This window comes from Nitrospira sp. Kam-Ns4a, assembly GCF_965152595.1.
The window spans coordinates 3,568,412-3,582,476 of sequence record NZ_OZ224218.1 but is presented as its reverse complement, the minus strand read 5'-3'; the positions used below and the strand labels follow the sequence as shown (position 1 = coordinate 3,582,476).

At 66.7% G+C, this 14,065-nt stretch carries 16 protein-coding genes; 13 read left to right on the top strand and 3 right to left on the bottom strand.

All coding sequences use genetic code 11. The features are described from left to right. The first annotated feature begins 13 nt into the window (after window positions 1-13). The 10 genes from rpmF (at window position 14) to ACWHYQ_RS17815 (ending at window position 8,150) form a co-directional block, all read left to right on the top strand. Window positions 14-196 carry a 50S ribosomal protein L32 gene (rpmF, locus tag ACWHYQ_RS17860; RefSeq protein WP_447973450.1) on the top strand — a complete coding sequence of 61 codons (183 nt, stop codon included), beginning with the start codon at window positions 14-16 and terminating at the stop codon, window positions 194-196. A gap of 112 nt (window positions 197-308) precedes the next feature. Further along, a complete protein-coding gene (gene plsX / locus ACWHYQ_RS17855) occupies window positions 309-1,340 on the top strand; it encodes a phosphate acyltransferase PlsX (protein WP_447973449.1) in 1,032 nt (343 codons plus the stop codon). Next, window positions 1,337-2,326 carry a beta-ketoacyl-ACP synthase III gene (locus tag ACWHYQ_RS17850; protein ID WP_447973448.1) on the top strand — a complete coding sequence of 330 codons (990 nt, stop codon included), beginning with the start codon at window positions 1,337-1,339 and terminating at the stop codon, window positions 2,324-2,326. Before plsX ends, ACWHYQ_RS17850 begins: the two co-directional genes overlap by 4 nt. 111 nt (window positions 2,327-2,437) lie before the next feature. Next, a complete protein-coding gene (locus ACWHYQ_RS17845) occupies window positions 2,438-3,253 on the top strand; it encodes an enoyl-ACP reductase FabI (protein WP_447973447.1) in 816 nt (271 codons plus the stop codon). Window positions 3,254-3,359: 106 nt separating this feature from the next. Further along, window positions 3,360-4,310 (top strand): ACP S-malonyltransferase, encoded by a 951-nt coding sequence (gene fabD / locus ACWHYQ_RS17840; protein WP_447973446.1) that lies wholly within the window; start codon window positions 3,360-3,362, stop codon window positions 4,308-4,310. 64 nt (window positions 4,311-4,374) lie between these two features. After that, window positions 4,375-5,118, top strand: a complete 744-nt coding sequence (fabG, locus tag ACWHYQ_RS17835) for a 3-oxoacyl-[acyl-carrier-protein] reductase (RefSeq protein ID WP_447973445.1) — start codon at window positions 4,375-4,377, stop codon at window positions 5,116-5,118. A gap of 123 nt (window positions 5,119-5,241) precedes the next feature. Further along, the gene (acpP, locus tag ACWHYQ_RS17830) at window positions 5,242-5,472 is read left to right on the top strand and encodes an acyl carrier protein (protein ID WP_447975593.1); all 231 of its coding nucleotides are present in this window, start codon (window positions 5,242-5,244) and stop codon (window positions 5,470-5,472) included. 34 nt (window positions 5,473-5,506) lie between these two features. Beyond that, entirely contained in the window at window positions 5,507-6,742 is a 1,236-nt protein-coding gene (gene fabF / locus ACWHYQ_RS17825; RefSeq protein ID WP_447975592.1) for a beta-ketoacyl-ACP synthase II, read from the top strand. A gap of 37 nt (window positions 6,743-6,779) precedes the next feature. Further along, on the top strand, window positions 6,780-7,496 hold the full coding sequence (rnc, locus tag ACWHYQ_RS17820) for a ribonuclease III (protein WP_447973444.1): 717 nt from the start codon (window positions 6,780-6,782) through the stop codon (window positions 7,494-7,496). A gap of 78 nt (window positions 7,497-7,574) precedes the next feature. Then, window positions 7,575-8,150, top strand: coding sequence for a peptidylprolyl isomerase (locus ACWHYQ_RS17815; RefSeq protein ID WP_447975591.1), 576 nt, complete (start codon window positions 7,575-7,577; stop codon window positions 8,148-8,150). Window positions 8,151-8,193: 43 nt separating this feature from the next. Here ACWHYQ_RS17815 and ACWHYQ_RS17810 read toward each other — a convergent pair whose 3' ends face one another. Both ACWHYQ_RS17810 and ACWHYQ_RS17805 read right to left on the bottom strand, forming a co-directional pair. Then, entirely contained in the window at window positions 8,194-8,937 is a 744-nt protein-coding gene (locus tag ACWHYQ_RS17810) for a hypothetical protein (RefSeq protein ID WP_447973443.1), read from the bottom strand. After that, a complete protein-coding gene (locus ACWHYQ_RS17805; protein WP_447973442.1) occupies window positions 8,934-9,869 on the bottom strand; it encodes a hypothetical protein in 936 nt (311 codons plus the stop codon). Before ACWHYQ_RS17805 ends, ACWHYQ_RS17810 begins: the two co-directional genes overlap by 4 nt. Window positions 9,870-10,576: 707 nt before the next feature. Between ACWHYQ_RS17805 and folD the strand changes: the two genes are divergently transcribed. The 3 genes from folD to panB are packed head-to-tail and all read left to right on the top strand — an operon-like array spanning window position 10,577 to window position 13,133. Next, a complete protein-coding gene (folD, locus tag ACWHYQ_RS17800; RefSeq protein ID WP_447973441.1) occupies window positions 10,577-11,437 on the top strand; it encodes a bifunctional methylenetetrahydrofolate dehydrogenase/methenyltetrahydrofolate cyclohydrolase FolD in 861 nt (286 codons plus the stop codon). A gap of 11 nt (window positions 11,438-11,448) precedes the next feature. Beyond that, window positions 11,449-12,339: a methylenetetrahydrofolate reductase gene (locus tag ACWHYQ_RS17795; RefSeq protein ID WP_447973440.1), complete on the top strand. Its 891-nt coding sequence runs from the start codon at window positions 11,449-11,451 to the stop codon at window positions 12,337-12,339. A gap of 5 nt (window positions 12,340-12,344) precedes the next feature. After that, window positions 12,345-13,133 (top strand): 3-methyl-2-oxobutanoate hydroxymethyltransferase, encoded by a 789-nt coding sequence (gene panB / locus ACWHYQ_RS17790; protein ID WP_447973439.1) that lies wholly within the window; start codon window positions 12,345-12,347, stop codon window positions 13,131-13,133. On the opposite strand, the gene ACWHYQ_RS17785 is transcribed toward panB, so the two are convergent. Further along, window positions 13,124-14,014, bottom strand: coding sequence for a symmetrical bis(5'-nucleosyl)-tetraphosphatase (locus ACWHYQ_RS17785; protein ID WP_447973438.1), 891 nt, complete (start codon window positions 14,012-14,014; stop codon window positions 13,124-13,126). The two genes, panB and ACWHYQ_RS17785, sit on opposite strands and share 10 nt — an antisense overlap. Between the last annotated feature and the right edge of the window lie 51 nt (window positions 14,015-14,065).

Below are 14,065 nucleotides of genomic sequence, written 5' to 3'. Positions count from 1 at the left end.
GCGAGAAACCACGATGCCGAATCCAAAACATAAACTCTCCAGGGCCCGGCGTGACAAGCGAAGGACCCACAAGAAGGTGACGCCGCCGTCGTTGTCGGTCTGCCCGCAGTGTCATGAGCCGAAGCTTCCGCACTACACCTGCCTGAATTGCGGCACCTACAAGGGCATGCCGGTCATCGCTGTCGAAGAAACCTGAGCGCGGGCGGGCAGCGGGGAGCTCGGAGCAGGTAGCTCTGAACCCGCAACTCCCGGGGCGCTGGCTGCTGGCTCTTCGCTGCCGGCTATTCGCTCATGCGCCACAGCATCCCATGAGAATCGCGGTAGATGCGATGGGCGGGGACCATGGTCCGGGTCCCGTCGTCGAGGGCGCCGTCGCAGCGGCGCGGGATCTCGACATCGAGGTCGTGCTGGTCGGGGACGAGGGCCAGGTCGCCGAGCAGCTCCGGCGCATCGGCTGCGCCGATCGCCGCATGTCTATCCGCCACGCCCCGCAAACCGTGGCGATGCACGAGTCTCCCGCCCAGGTCGCCCGCAAGAAGCGGGATTCCTCCATCTGGATCGCCACCGAGCTGGTCAAGTCGGGCGAGGCCGGCGCCGTGGTCAGCGCCGGTAACACCGGCGCGACGATGGTCGCCGCCTTCTTTGTCCTCGGGGTCATCAAAGGGGTCGAGCGCCCCGCCATCGCCACATCGCTGCCCACCCTGGACGGCGAGGCGGTCATGCTGGATGTCGGCGCTAACGTGGACTGCTCCGCCCAGCACCTCCACCAGTTTGGGCTCATGGGGCACGAGTACGGCAAGCACCTGCTGGGCAAGCCGAATCCCCGGGTGGGCCTCCTCAGCATCGGCGAGGAGGACACGAAGGGGAATGAGGTCACCAAGGAAGCCTTCAAGCTGCTGAAGGCCAGCCCGATCAACTTCATCGGCAACGTGGAGGGGCGGGATGTGTACAGCGGGACCGCCGACATCATCGTGTGCGACGGCTTCATCGGGAACGTCGCGCTGAAGATTTCCGAGGGGCTAGCAGACACGATCAAGAAGCTCCTGATGAAGGAAATCGCCAGTTCTTTCCTGGGGCGGCTGGCCTATCCGCTCCTCGCCACGCCGCTGTTGCGGCTCCGCCGCCGGATGGACTACGCCGAGTTCGGCGGCGCGCCGTTGCTGGGCGTCAACGGGATCGTCATCATCTGCCACGGGCGGTCATCGGCCAAGGCGATCAAGAACGCGATCCGCCGCGCCGTCAGCCTGGCGGAGAGCCGGGTGAACGAGCTCATCCGCCGGGACATCGAAGAGAGTCTGGCGTCGCACGGCGACTCCAGGAAGGACGAGCCCGCCCCATGAGAGCTTCTTCCGCCAGGTCCCGCATCACCGGGACCGGCTCCTACCTGCCGGAGCGGGTCCTGACCAACGCTGACCTCGAGCGGATGGTCGCCACCTCCGACGAGTGGATCGTCGAGCGCACGGGCATCCGGGAGCGCCGGATCGCCGCGCCGGGCGAAGCCAGTTCCGACCTGGGCCTGAAGGCCGCGCACCGCGCGCTCGAGGCGGCGGGTGTGTCGGCGGCCGAGCTGGACCTCATTCTCGTCGCGACCTGCACCGGAGACCATCCGCTGCCTTCGACCGCCTGCCTCATCCAGCACCGGCTCGGCGCGCTGCGCGCGGCCGCCTGCGACATCGCGGCAGCGTGCTCCGGGTTCGTCTACGCGCTGTCGGTCGCGGACGCCTACGTGAAGACGGGCCTCCGGCACGTCCTGGTGATCGGCACCGAGGTCATGTCCGCGATCACCGACTGGACCGACCGGAGCACGTGTGTCCTGTTCGGCGACGGGGCGGGCGCGGCGGTCGTGAGCGCGTCGCCGGGCGAGGGGGGCATTCTCTCTACCCATCTCCACGCCGACGGCAGTCTCTGGGACATGATCTGCGTGCCCGGCGGTGGGTCGCGGCTCCCGGTCGCGGAGAAGGTGCTGGCCGACGGGCTGCAGTACATCAAGATGAAGGGGAATGAGACGTTCAAGGTCGCCGTAAAGACCCTGGAGGAAGTCGCGCGTGAGGCGCTCGCGGCGCACGGCCTGGCCGTCGAGGACGTGGACCTGTATGTGCCACATCAGGCCAACGTCCGGATCATCAAGGCCGTCGCCGCGCGGCTGGGATTGCCGCTGGAGAAGGTGGTCCTGAACATGGACCGCTACGGCAACACCTCCGCCGCCTCGATCCCGATCGCGCTCGACGAGGCGGTGCGAGACGGGCGGGTGCGGGACGGCAGCCTGGTGCTACTGGGCGCCTTCGGCTCGGGGCTGACCTGGGCGTCGGCGATTATCCGATGGTGATGGAGAAGACGGGGTGAGGCGTGAGGGGTCCGGCGTAAAGCGTCTTTGAAGGAGAATTGACTCTCCTTGCGCCTCACGCCTGACGCCTCACGCAAACATGGAGAAGGAGTAATGGGTACCGATACGCGACCGTTGGAAGGCGAGTGGGCGCTCATCCTGGGCGCGTCGAGCGGGTTCGGAGAGGCGACCGCCCTGGAGCTGGCCTCCCTCGGCATGCACATCTTCGGGGTCCATCTGGACCGGAAGACGACGCTGCCGAACGTCGAGCGCATCGTCGGGCGGATCACCGGCATGGGCCGCGAGGCCGTGTTCTTCAACGCCAACGCGGCTGACCCGGAGAAGCGGCAGGAAATCCTGAACGCCATCCAGACACGGCTGACGAAGGAGGGACGGCAAGGGACGGTGCGCGTCCTCCTGCACTCGCTCGCCTTCGGGACGTTGAAGCCCTTCATCGCGAAGTCGCCGGGCGACGCGATCGGCAAGTCGCATCTGGACATGACGCTGGACGTCATGGCCAACAGCCTGGTCTATTGGGTGCAGGACTTGGTGGCGCGCCAGCTCATGGGGCCAGGTGGGCGCATCTTCGCGATGACGAGCGCGGGCGGTGCCCGCGTCTGGTCCACCTACGGCGCGGTGTCGGCGGCAAAGGCGGCGCTGGAGTCCCACATCCGCCAATTGACGCTCGAGCTCGCACCCATGGGCATCACGGCGAACGCGATCATGGCCGGGGTCACTGATACGCCCGCGCTGCGGAAGATCCCGGGCTCGGATGAGATGATCCGGATGGCGCAACGCAAGAATCCATCGGGCCGGTTGACGACGCCGCAGGACGTGGCGCAGGCGATCGGATTGCTCAGCCATCCGAAGGCGCATTGGGTGACGGGGAACGTCATCTGCGTGGATGGCGGCGAGTTCGTGGTGGATTGAGGAAGAAGCTTCAGCCATCCGCGTTTCGCTCGCTGGTGCCTGACGGCTGTCCTCTTGGATTTTGTCGTTGACATTGGGTGCAGGTTCTCCCATATCATACCCCGCTATGGGTGCCGGAATCGGGCTGGTCTTTCCCGGCCAGGGCTCGCAGTCGGTCGGGATGGGGCGGCTGTTCTACGAGCACGATCCCGGCGTCCGGGCACTCTACGACGAGGCGGCAACCGTCCTCGGCTACGATGTGGCCGCCCTGTGCTTCGAGGGACCGACCGACCGCCTGAACCTGACGGAGTACACGCAACCCGCCCTGCTGACCGCGAGCCTCGCCGCGCTGAAGGCGATGGAGCCGTACGGCTTACGCCCGGTCGCGGTCGCAGGCCACAGCCTTGGGGAGTACGGCGCGTTGGTGGCCGCGGGGGCGTTGACCTTCGCGGACGCCGTGGCGCTCGTGCAGAAGCGCGGCCGGTACATGGCCGAGGCCGTGCCGCCTGGGAGCGGTCTTGTGGCAGCGGTGCTCGGTCTGAACGCCGCGGCCGTCGCGGAAGCTTGTCGCGAGGCCTCGGCCCTAGGCATTGTGGCCCCGGCCAACTTCAACTGCCCGGGGCAGGTGGTGATTGCGGGAGAGAAGGCGGCTGTGGAGCGGGCCCTCGAGGTTGCGAAGGCGAAAGGGGCGCGGAAAGCGGTGCGCTTGCCGGTGAGCGTGCCGGTGCACACGCCGCTGATGCAGCGGGCGGCGGCCCGGCTGGCAGAGGACCTGGCCCTGGTCTCCTGGTCGGACCTCGCTGTGCCGCTGGTGAACAACGCCGACGCCAAGCCGCTGCGACTTGCCGCCGAGGTCCGGGCGTCGCTGATTCGCCAGTTGCCCTCGCCGGTGCGGTGGGAAGAGTCGGTCACGGTGATGGTTGAGCTGGGCGTGACGACCTTTATCGAGGTAGGCCCCGGCACGGTGCTGACCGGATTGGTGAAACGGATCGTGCCGAGCGCAACGACGTTGAACGTGCAGGATCCGGCGTCGCTGGACGCCGCGCTGAAGGCGCTGGCCGTGAAGGGCGAGGCGTGAGGAAAGACCCTGCCTTGCGAACCAGGCTTCACGAGCGACGAGTGACATGGAACAAGAGGGAAGAATGTCGTTGGAGGGGAAAACCGCAATCGTCACGGGCGCGGCCCAGGGGATCGGGCGCGCGATCGCTGAAGCGCTGGCGCACCAGGGCGCCGATGTGGCCGTGTGCGACCTGGACCCGGGCCGCTCCCAGGAAGCCGTCGAGGCGATCCGCGCGATGGGTCGCCGGGCGCTCAACGTCAAGGTCAACGTGGCCGACTGGGACGACGTCAAGGCCATGGCCGACCACGTGCTTAAGGAATGGGGGCGCATTGATATCCTGGTCAACAACGCCGGAGTGACCCGAGACGGGTTGCTCATCCGGATGAAGGAGGAGGATTGGCACCTAGTCCTCCAGGTGAACTTGAACGGCACGTTCTACTGCACGAAGGCCGTGCTCCAGCCGATGACCAAGCAGCGCAGCGGGCGCATCGTGAACATCGCCTCGATCGTGGGTGTCACGGGGAACGCCGGTCAGGCGAACTACGCGGCGTCGAAGGCGGCCGTGATCGGGTTCACCAAGACGGTCGCGCGCGAGTACGCGAGCCGGGCCGTGACCGTGAACGCGGTGGCGCCGGGCTTCATCGATACGGCGATGACTCAGGGGTTGCCGCCGGAGGTCAAGGAGGCGTTGCTCAAGCAGATCCCGTTGGGGCGGCTGGGGCAGCCGTCTGACGTGGCGGCCGCGGTGTGCTTTCTGGTGTCCGACCAGGCCAGCTACATCACGGGCCAGGTGCTGCACGTGAACGGCGGCATGCTCATGGCCTGAGGGGCGGCGGGCGAACGGCGGAAACGCGGGCGGGCCAGACAGCGGTGAGCCGACGACGAGCGGATCATTCGAATTGACAAGGCGCAAGGGAGGTCCGATATGGGAGAGGAGGTGGGGAAGCCCATGGCGGTGGAGGATCGCATCAAGAAGATTATTGCCGAACAACTCGGGGTGGATGAGGACGAGGTCGTGCCTGAGGCCTCCTTTGTTGACGATCTAGGCGCGGACTCCCTCGACACGGTGGAGCTGGTGATGGCGTTCGAGGAGGAGTTCGACATCGAGATTCCCGACGAAGACGCGGAGAAGATCCTCACCGTCGGGAAGGCCATGGAGTATATTAAGGAAAAGATCTGATTCCGGTGCGGCGGCGACGATGGATGAGCGCGTGATGCGACGAGTGGTCGTAACCGGGCTGGGGGTCATCACCCCGCTGGGGACGGGTGTGGAGAAGACCTGGAAGGCGCTCTGCGCCGGCCAGTCCGGGATCGGCCGAATCACCCGCTTCGACCCGACCGACTTTCCGGTTCGGATCGCCGGGGAGGTCAAGGATTTCGATCCCGCCGCCTTCATCGAAAAGAAAGAGATCAAGAAAATGGACGCGTTCATCCACTACGCCGTGGCGGCGAGCCAGATGGCGGTGGATGACGCGGGCCTGAAGATCTCGCCTGACCAGGCGGACCGGGTCGGGGTTTACATCGGGGCGGGAATCGGCGGGCTGCCGGGCATCGAGCACTACCACAAGGTGCTGTTGGAGAAGGGCGCGGACCGCATTTCCCCGTTCTTTATTCCCATGGTCATCATCAACCTGGCCTCGGGGCAGGTGGCGATCCGGTTGGGGGCGAAGGGCCCCAACTCCTGCGCGGTGACCGCCTGCGCGACCGGCAACCATTGCATCGGCGACGCGTTCCGGATCATCCAGCGGGGCGAGGCGGATGCCATGCTGGCGGGCGGCACCGAGGCGACGATCACCCCGCTGGCCGTCGCGGGCTTCGCGGCGGCGCGCGCCCTCTCGCGACGCAACGACGATCCTGCCCGAGCCAGCCGGCCCTTCGATCGCGACCGGGACGGTTTCGTCCTCGGCGAAGGCGCAGGCGTGTTGGTGCTCGAAGAGCTCGATACGGCGCGGCGGCGCGGGGCGCGCGTCTACGCCGAACTAGCGGGCTACGCGATGACCAGCGACGCCTTCCACATCACCGCCCCGCCGGATGACGGGGAGGGCGCGGTGCGGTGCATGGAGCTGGCGTTGAAGGACGCCGGGATCTCCCGCGAGGAGGTCGGTTACATCAACGCGCACGCCACCTCCACGTTCGCGGACAAGATCGAGACCCTAGCGATCAAACGGGTGTTCGGCGAGCACGCGTACCGCATCCCGGTCAGCTCGACTAAGTCCATGACCGGCCATCTGCTCGGCGCGGCGGGCGGCGTGGAGGCGGTGTTCAGCGTGCTGGCGCTCCACCGCGGCGTGCTGCCGCCAACCATGAACCTGGACCATCCCGACCCGGACTGCGACCTCGATTATGTCCCTAACCGGGCCCGCGAAGCGTCGGTGGCGGTGGCTATGTCCAACTCCTTCGGGTTCGGAGGGGTCAATGCCTGCCTCGTCTTCAAGCGGGCCACTGTGTAAGCGCCGCGGGAGGTCAGACGACCGCCCCTCGTGACCTATGGCGCAGTCCCATCTCGATGTAGCACAGGCGGCGATCGGCTATCGGTTCCACCACCCTCGCCTCCTTAGCCAGGCCCTGACCCACAAGTCTCACGTCAACGAGATCCGGGACAAGGGGTGCCAGCACAACGAGCGGCTTGAGTTTCTTGGCGACGCCGTCCTGGCCCTCATCATCAGCGAATACCTGACCGGCGCGTTTCCGAACTCCACCGAGGGGGAGCTGTCCAAGCTGAAGGCTCGGCTGGTCAGTGAGCCATTCCTGGCCAAGGGGGCGCGCCGGCTGGAGCTGGGCAACCTGCTGCGGCTTGGCCGCGGCGAGGAGCTAACGCAGGGTCGGGAGAAAAACTCGCTGCTGGCCAACGCGCTGGAAGCCGTGATCGCGGCCATCTATCTGGACGGCGGCCTCGAGGCGGCGCGGGCGTTCACGCTGAAGGTCTTCGCGCCGGAGCTCGACGACCTGAAGCGTCGGGAGGAGGCGGAGTGGCCCTCGGTCGTCGATGACTACAAGACCCGAATCCAGGAATGGTGCCAAAAGCAATTCGAGACCCTGCCCCAATACCTGCTCCTCCGGGAGTCCGGTCCCGATCATCAGAAGGTGTTCGAAGTCCAGGTCATGGTCGGGGACGACATCCTCGGTCTAGGCATCGGGCGGAGCAAGAAGGAGGCGGAGCAGATGGCGGCCAAGGAAGCGCTGCGACGGGTTGGCCTGACCTGATGAGACGACCCATAAAGGAATAAAGGAGAGGAGGCGAGCATGTTCAGAGCGGGGACCGGGATGGGGGCGATCGGGATTATGACGGCGGTGCTGGCAGCCGCGACGGTGTGGGCTGTTAGCCCAGCCGTCGCCGCGGAGAAGGCTCCGGCGGCGCCAGCCGCACCGGCAAAGAAGGAGCCGCGGGCAATCATCAAGACCAAGTTCGGCGACATCGAGATCCGGTTCTTTCCGGACAAGGCGCCCAAGCACGTGGAGAATTTCATCAAGCTGGCCAAGGAAGGGTTTTATGACGGCACGATCTTTCACCGCGTGATTCCGGGATTCATGATCCAGGGAGGCGATCCCAACACCAAGGACCCGAAGAAGAAGGAGATGTATGGCATGGGCGGCCCCGGCTACTCGATCAAGGCGGAGTTCAACGACCTCCCACACAGGCGCGGGATCGTCTCGATGGCGCGGGCGCAGGATCCGGACAGCGCGGGCTCCCAGTTCTTCATCGTCGTGGAGGACTCGCGGTTCCTGGACGGGAAGTACACGGTCTTCGGCGAGGTCGTGAAGGGGATCGGCGTCGCCGACAAGATCGTCCAGCAGCCGCGCGACGCGCGCGACAACCCGATTGATCGGATCGAGATGAAGGTGGAGATCGTCGAATAGGCCTCGGCTGGCCACGAGAGGTGAGGGAGACCAGACATCGCGCTCAGCGGTGGTGGTGCGCGTGGCCAGCGTGGAGATGGCCGGGCGGCTCGGCCGGGCCGGCGGCCGGCGGCGGTACGAGCTGGCCGGGCAGGAGGATGCGCCCCTGTTGCTGCTGGCGGGCGAGCTGCTCGGCGACCTCCGGATGGTGCGTCCGGATGTAGCCGATGAGCGCATTCAGGAACCGCTGTGACTGGAAGGCGCCGCCGGAGACCCCGGTGATGAACTGGCTCGCGCGGTCCAGGACCTCCGGGGCGATCTGGCTCTCGACCGCCTGCGGCGACTGCTGTGCGACGAAGGCCTCGTACTCCTTCTTGAGATGCTCGGCGAACACCGGCATGGGAGCGGCGGGGACATGCAGGGGACTGAGGCTGCGTCGCAAGGCCTGGACGGCGGCGAGGACTTCCGCGTCCTGCCCGTCGCGACGTCCCTGGAAGTAGCTGAAGGTGACGACCTCGATCAGGTTGAAGAGGGCAGCGGCCTTTTCTCCGCCCAACTCGAACAGATCCCGGTAGAACTCCCGCCGCGGTTGGGCGAACCGGTCTCCCAGCCGTCGCTGCTGATAGTCGTTGTTGGCGTCGAGATAGACGCAGTCGGCCGGGCAGGCGATCCGGACGAGCCGGTACTCTCCACAGCACTGGGTACAGATCAAGCCCGGGGACCTGCCGGGCGAGTCCCCCCCGCCGGGCGGATAGCCGGGACAGGGCCGCTTGCCCTTGCGTAGGCCGCAGTAGACACACTTGCTCATCTGCGCCCCTGTTCCTTCTCTTGCTCCCCTTCCTTGCCTCCCAGGAACGGGAATCCGTAATCCTTGAGGGTCCGCGGCTTCTTGTCGCGCTTGACGGGCGACTCCAGCCCGTTCATCTCGGCCACGTGGGCATCGTGGTAGGGCACCAGGATGAGGTGGTTCAGCCGATCCACGCTGATGTCGGCGGGAGAGGGAAGAAACTCGGCGATGACGTCGAAATGCTGGTCGGACCGCATGCGCCAGACCTTGCCGGCCGTGAAATCGGACACGTACATGGTCCCCCAACTGTCGAAGTCCACCCCGGCCAGGTTCTGAAACCGGGAGGAGAACCAGGAGTTTGAGACCAGCTCGGTGATCGTCCCGTCCGGCGCGACCTCGAGGATCTTGCCCTTGTTCCAGCTCACGGCGACCAGCCGACCTGTCTTCGGATGCACCGCGAGGCCGCGGGGCCCAGCGAGGGCCGGATCGCGCACGAGCACCGACACCGCATGCGACTTCGCCGGGTCGACCCGATAGATGGTGTCCGCCCTCGTGTCGGATACGTAGAGGAGGTTCCGGCCTGGGTCGTAGGCGACGTCGGCGAGGTCGGCGGCGCCGTCCCGACCGATCCGGACCTCCACGACGGGCCGGCCGGACTTCGTGTCGAACCCGCGCAGGGTGTCCACATCCGCGACGTAGAGGACGTCCTGTGCCACCGCCATCCCCTTCGGCGCGCGCAGGACGACCTGGCCGTCGCCGTTCTGGATGAAATGCAGCTTGAGGATCTTGCCGTCCCGGTCAAGCTTCGTGATGAAGCCGGACGAGGATGGGGCGTCGTTCCTGCGGTCCGTGTTCGAAATGAAATACTGTCCCGTTGTGGGGTCCGGGACGAAGCTCTGGGGGTTGTGGAGCCCGGTGACCTGAAGGGCCTCGGCGAGAGTCGGCCAAGCCAAGAGCAAACCGGCGCAGAGGAGGGTCCTGACGGGGACCCGTGGCTCCGGAAGGGCTGCGGGTGTCGCTGTGGCGAGGCTGGAAGGGGCTGGCTCAGTCTGGAAGGACCGCCGGGGGGAAACAGGGGCGCGACAGCGCCAGCAGTGGGAAAACCGGTGCATTTGCTGGCATGGTAAAGGACCCTGTGAGGACCTGTCAAGGAAACCGCTCGGGCGTCCGTGTGGCGCGATCATCGATCATGCGGAGAGTCCGTCAGGCAGGGCCCTGCTTCGGACGCGGTGCCGGCAGCGAGCATCCGTCCGGGCGGGTCGGCGGCGTGGCAATCCGTGGCAGACTCGACCCAACACTGCACGGCCTGCGCAAAAAGGTCAGGGGGTCCCCCCACTTTCAGGGGAGCGAAGGAGTCGCCGCCCAACTCTGCTGCGGAGGTGGGCCAGAACCCAGCAAGGATGCCCTGTTCCATAGGGAACGCACCGCAGCGGAGCTTACGCACGGCATCTGCCCGGAATGCATGCGGCGGGTCTACAAGCTCACCAGGGACCATACGTCTTCCTGACGACGGACAGCCGGTTCTCTCCCTTGCGCAGCCGGCGGCTCCTTCTTCCCGCTGCCCGTCGGGCCTGTTCTCGGCCGCGCTTGACTGCCCTTCGGAGCCCCTGCTATTGTCCAGATCTTTACGAGGGGCGTCGCATGCGGGATGGAGGGGGCTGTGACTGCTCGACTGATTGACGGGAAAGCGTTGGCGCAAACCATCCGGGAGCGGATCGCCAAGGACGTCGCGGACCTCGTGGCCAGGACCGGAGTCAGGCCAGGTCTGGCGGCGATCCTGGTCGGCGACGATCCGGCGTCCAAGCTGTATGTGAAGAACAAGCAGAAGGCCTGCGACGCCGCCGGCATCTACGTGGACGAGCACAAGCTACCGGCCACGACGACCCAGAGTGAGCTGCTGGCACTGATCGAGAAGGTGAATGCGGACCCCAGGGTGCACGGCATCCTCGTCCAGCTCCCCCTGCCGAAGCAGATTGACAGCAAGGTCATTCTGGACGCGGTCTCGCCGCAGAAGGATGCCGACGGATTCCACCCCTACAACATGGGCCGGCTCGTGGAAGGCATGGCCCTGTTCACGCCCTGCACCCCCAAGGGAGTCGTCGCGATGATCGAGTCCACGGGCGTGGCGATCGAAGGCAAGCGAGCGGTGGTGGTAGGGCGGAGCAACATCGTCGGCAAGCCGGCGGCCTTGCTCCTGATGCACCGGAACGCCACCGTCACCGTGTGCCACTCCAAGACCCGCGACCTGCCGGCAGTCTGCCGCGAGGCCGAGATCCTGGTGGTCGCGATCGGCCGGGCGAAGTTCGTGACCGCCGAGATGGTGCGGGAGGGCGCCGTGGTGATTGACGTGGGTGTCAACCGGCTCGAGGACGGCACCTTCGTCGGCGACGTGGATTTCGGCCCGGTCAGCCAGCGGGCGGGCTGGATTTCGCCCGTGCCCGGAGGAGTCGGGCCCATGACCATCGCGATGCTGCTGGACAATACGCTGGAGTCGGCCAAGCGCGCCGCCGGCGTGGCCTAGGACGACGCGGGATGGGGAACAGCCTGAGACGGCTCAGAGACGTGCTCGCGCAGGGCGAGTTCGCGGTGACGGCCGAGTACAACCCGCCCAAGGGCACGAACGTCACCGCCCTTCTCGAGAGCGCCAAGGCCTTGGTCGGGCGCGTGCACGCCGTCAACGTGACCGACAACACGGCGGCGGTGATGCGGGCGAGCTCGATCGCGGTCTGCCGGTTGCTCTACGAGATGGGGCATGATCCGGTCATGCAGATCACCTGCCGGGACCGCAACCGACTGGCGATCCAGACGGATCTCCTGGGGGCGCACCTGCTCGGGATTCGCAACGTGCTCTGTCTCACCGGCGACTATCCGACGGTCGGCGACCATAAAGACGCGAAGCCGGTCTATGACCTGGACTCGGTCCAGGTCATGCAGACCGTCCAGAGTCTCAACCACGGGCGGGATCTCGCCGGCAACAAGCTTGACGGCGCGACCGATTTCCTGATCGGCGGCGCCGTCACGCCCGAGGCCGACCCGCTGGGCCCGATGCTGGTCAAGTTTGAGACCAAGGTCAAGGCCGGCGCGCAGTTCTTCCAGACCCAGGCCATCTATCACCCGGAGCAGTTCGCCTCGTTCATGCAGGCGGTGCGGCCGTTCAAGGTCAAGGTGCTGGCGGGCATCCTCCTCCTGCGCTCGGCGAAGATGGCGGAGTTCATGAACGCCAACATCCCGGGCATTTCGGTGCCGGACGAGATGATCGCCGAGCTGCGGGCCGCCGGCGACCAGCGCGCGCTGGACGTGGGGGTCGAGATCGCCGTCCGCACGATCAAGGCGGTGCGGCCCCACTGCGACGGCGTCCACATCATGGCCATCAAGGCGATCGACCGCTTGCCGGAGATCCTCACCAAGGCCGAGCTAGGATGACTCCGATGACCGTCCCCGAGTTCCAGCGCCACAAGCGCGACGGGAAGAAGCTAACTCTGGTGACGGCCTACGACGCGTTGTTCGCGCGGATCGTCGAGCAGGCCGGGATCGAGGCAATCTTGGTCGGGGATTCGCTCGGGGTGGTCGTCCAGGGGAAGAAGGACACCCTGTCCGTCACGATGGAGGAGATGCTCTACCACACGCGCCTGGTGGCGGCGGCGGTCGAACGCGCGCTCGTGATCGCCGATATGCCATTCCTCTCCTATCAGGTCAGCGTGGAGGAGGCGGTGCGGAACGCGGGGCGGTTCCTGCAGGCGGGCGCCGCGGCGGTCAAGCTGGAGGGCGGCGCGGCGGTGGTGGACCGCGTAGCGGCGCTGACCCGCTTCGGGATCCCGGTTATGGGGCATCTCGGGATGACCCCGCAAGCAGTCCACCGCTTGGGCGGGTACAAGCTGCAGGGGAAAGACCGCGAGCAGGCCGAGGTGCTGGTTGAGGACGCCAAGGCGCTGGAAGCGGCTGGTGCCTTCGCCGTCGTGCTGGAGGCTATCCCCGCCGAGCTGGCTCGGCGCATCACCGAGACGCTGACGATCCCGACCATTGGGATCGGCGCCGGGCCCCACTGCGACGGGCAGGTGCTGGTGCTCTACGACCTCCTCGGGCTCTTTGACGAGTTCGTGCCCAAGTTCGTCAAGCCCTACGCCCGTCTCAAGGCCGAAGCGTTGCAGGCCCTGCGTCGGTACCGCGAAGAGGTCGAGCAGGGGAAATACCCGACAGATGCCGAGAGCTACCACTGACGGCCGCGCAGTTCCCCAGTCGGCCCCCCGCCTCTTCCGCTCGCACCAGATCCCGCGTCTGCCGTTGCGCAGGAGACCTGAAAGACCGCCCGATCTTCGAGCCGGACCGCCGTCAACTGCCGCCCGTACACGCACCCGCTGTCCAAGGCCAGCACCGTCTCGGTCATCCGCAGCCCCAGCGCCGCCCAGTGCCCGACGATCACGGTCGCGTCGGCGCTCTGGCGTCCGGGTGCGTCGAACCAGGGGAGGAATCCCGGCGGCGCATCCGCCGGCGGCCCCTTGTGCGAGAGCCGCATTTCGCCCGTGGCCGAGCACACGCGCAGCTTGGTCATGGCGTTAGCGACGACGCTCCAGCGTGCCATGCCGACGAGGTCGTCGGACCACCGCTGTGGAGCGTGGTCAGCCTGGGAGGCAAGCTTGTCGAGGTCGCGGAGAAAGTCCTGATAGCCGTCCGAGCGCAGCACCTGCTCGACCTCGCGAGCTAGGTCGGCCGCCTGCCTGACAGTCCAAGGCGGCAGCAGGCCAGCATGGACGAGGACGAAGTCTCCTTCGTGATGGAGCAGCGGTCGTCGCCGCAGCCACTCGAGCAGCTCGGCCCGATCTGGTGCGGCCAGCACGTCGTGAAACGTGTCCGTCGGACGGGGCAGAAGCACGCCGGCCGCGACGGCCAGCAGGTGCAGCTCATGGTTGCCCAGGACCGTGACGGCCGCTGGTCCCAGTTCCTTGACGAAGCGGAGGACGGCAAGCGACGCCCTGCCCCGGTTCACCAGGTCGCCCACGAACCAGAGGCGGTCGCGCGTCGGATCGAATCGGATCAGGTCCACCAGCCGCTGTAGTGCAGTGCAGCAACCCTGGATGTCGCCGATCGCGTAGGTGGCCATTGCGGAAGGTCAACGGTCATGAGTCGTGGAGCGTGACCTTCCCATGGACCG

What these genes read in the sequence shown, in the direction of transcription:
- ACWHYQ_RS17795 (WP_447973440.1), top strand. Translation starts at nt 11,449, where the DNA reads ATGGGGAACAGCCTGAGACGGCTCAGAGACGTGCTCGCGCAGGGCGAG.
- ACWHYQ_RS17810 (WP_447973443.1), bottom strand. Translation starts at nt 8,937, where the DNA reads ATGAGCAAGTGTGTCTACTGCGGCCTACGCAAGGGCAAGCGGCCCTGT.
- acpP (WP_447975593.1), top strand. Translation starts at nt 5,242, where the DNA reads ATGGCGGTGGAGGATCGCATCAAGAAGATTATTGCCGAACAACTCGGG.
- ACWHYQ_RS17815 (WP_447975591.1), top strand. Translation starts at nt 7,575, where the DNA reads ATGACGGCGGTGCTGGCAGCCGCGACGGTGTGGGCTGTTAGCCCAGCC.
- plsX (WP_447973449.1), top strand. Translation starts at nt 309, where the DNA reads ATGAGAATCGCGGTAGATGCGATGGGCGGGGACCATGGTCCGGGTCCC.
- panB (WP_447973439.1), top strand. Translation starts at nt 12,345, where the DNA reads ATGACCGTCCCCGAGTTCCAGCGCCACAAGCGCGACGGGAAGAAGCTA.
- fabF (WP_447975592.1), top strand. Translation starts at nt 5,507, where the DNA reads ATGCGACGAGTGGTCGTAACCGGGCTGGGGGTCATCACCCCGCTGGGG.
- fabD (WP_447973446.1), top strand. Translation starts at nt 3,360, where the DNA reads ATGGGTGCCGGAATCGGGCTGGTCTTTCCCGGCCAGGGCTCGCAGTCG.
- rpmF (WP_447973450.1), top strand. Translation starts at nt 14, where the DNA reads ATGCCGAATCCAAAACATAAACTCTCCAGGGCCCGGCGTGACAAGCGA.
- ACWHYQ_RS17845 (WP_447973447.1), top strand. Translation starts at nt 2,438, where the DNA reads ATGGGTACCGATACGCGACCGTTGGAAGGCGAGTGGGCGCTCATCCTG.
- rnc (WP_447973444.1), top strand. Translation starts at nt 6,780, where the DNA reads ATGGCGCAGTCCCATCTCGATGTAGCACAGGCGGCGATCGGCTATCGG.
- ACWHYQ_RS17850 (WP_447973448.1), top strand. Translation starts at nt 1,337, where the DNA reads ATGAGAGCTTCTTCCGCCAGGTCCCGCATCACCGGGACCGGCTCCTAC.
- ACWHYQ_RS17785 (WP_447973438.1), bottom strand. Translation starts at nt 14,014, where the DNA reads ATGGCCACCTACGCGATCGGCGACATCCAGGGTTGCTGCACTGCACTA.
- fabG (WP_447973445.1), top strand. Translation starts at nt 4,375, where the DNA reads ATGTCGTTGGAGGGGAAAACCGCAATCGTCACGGGCGCGGCCCAGGGG.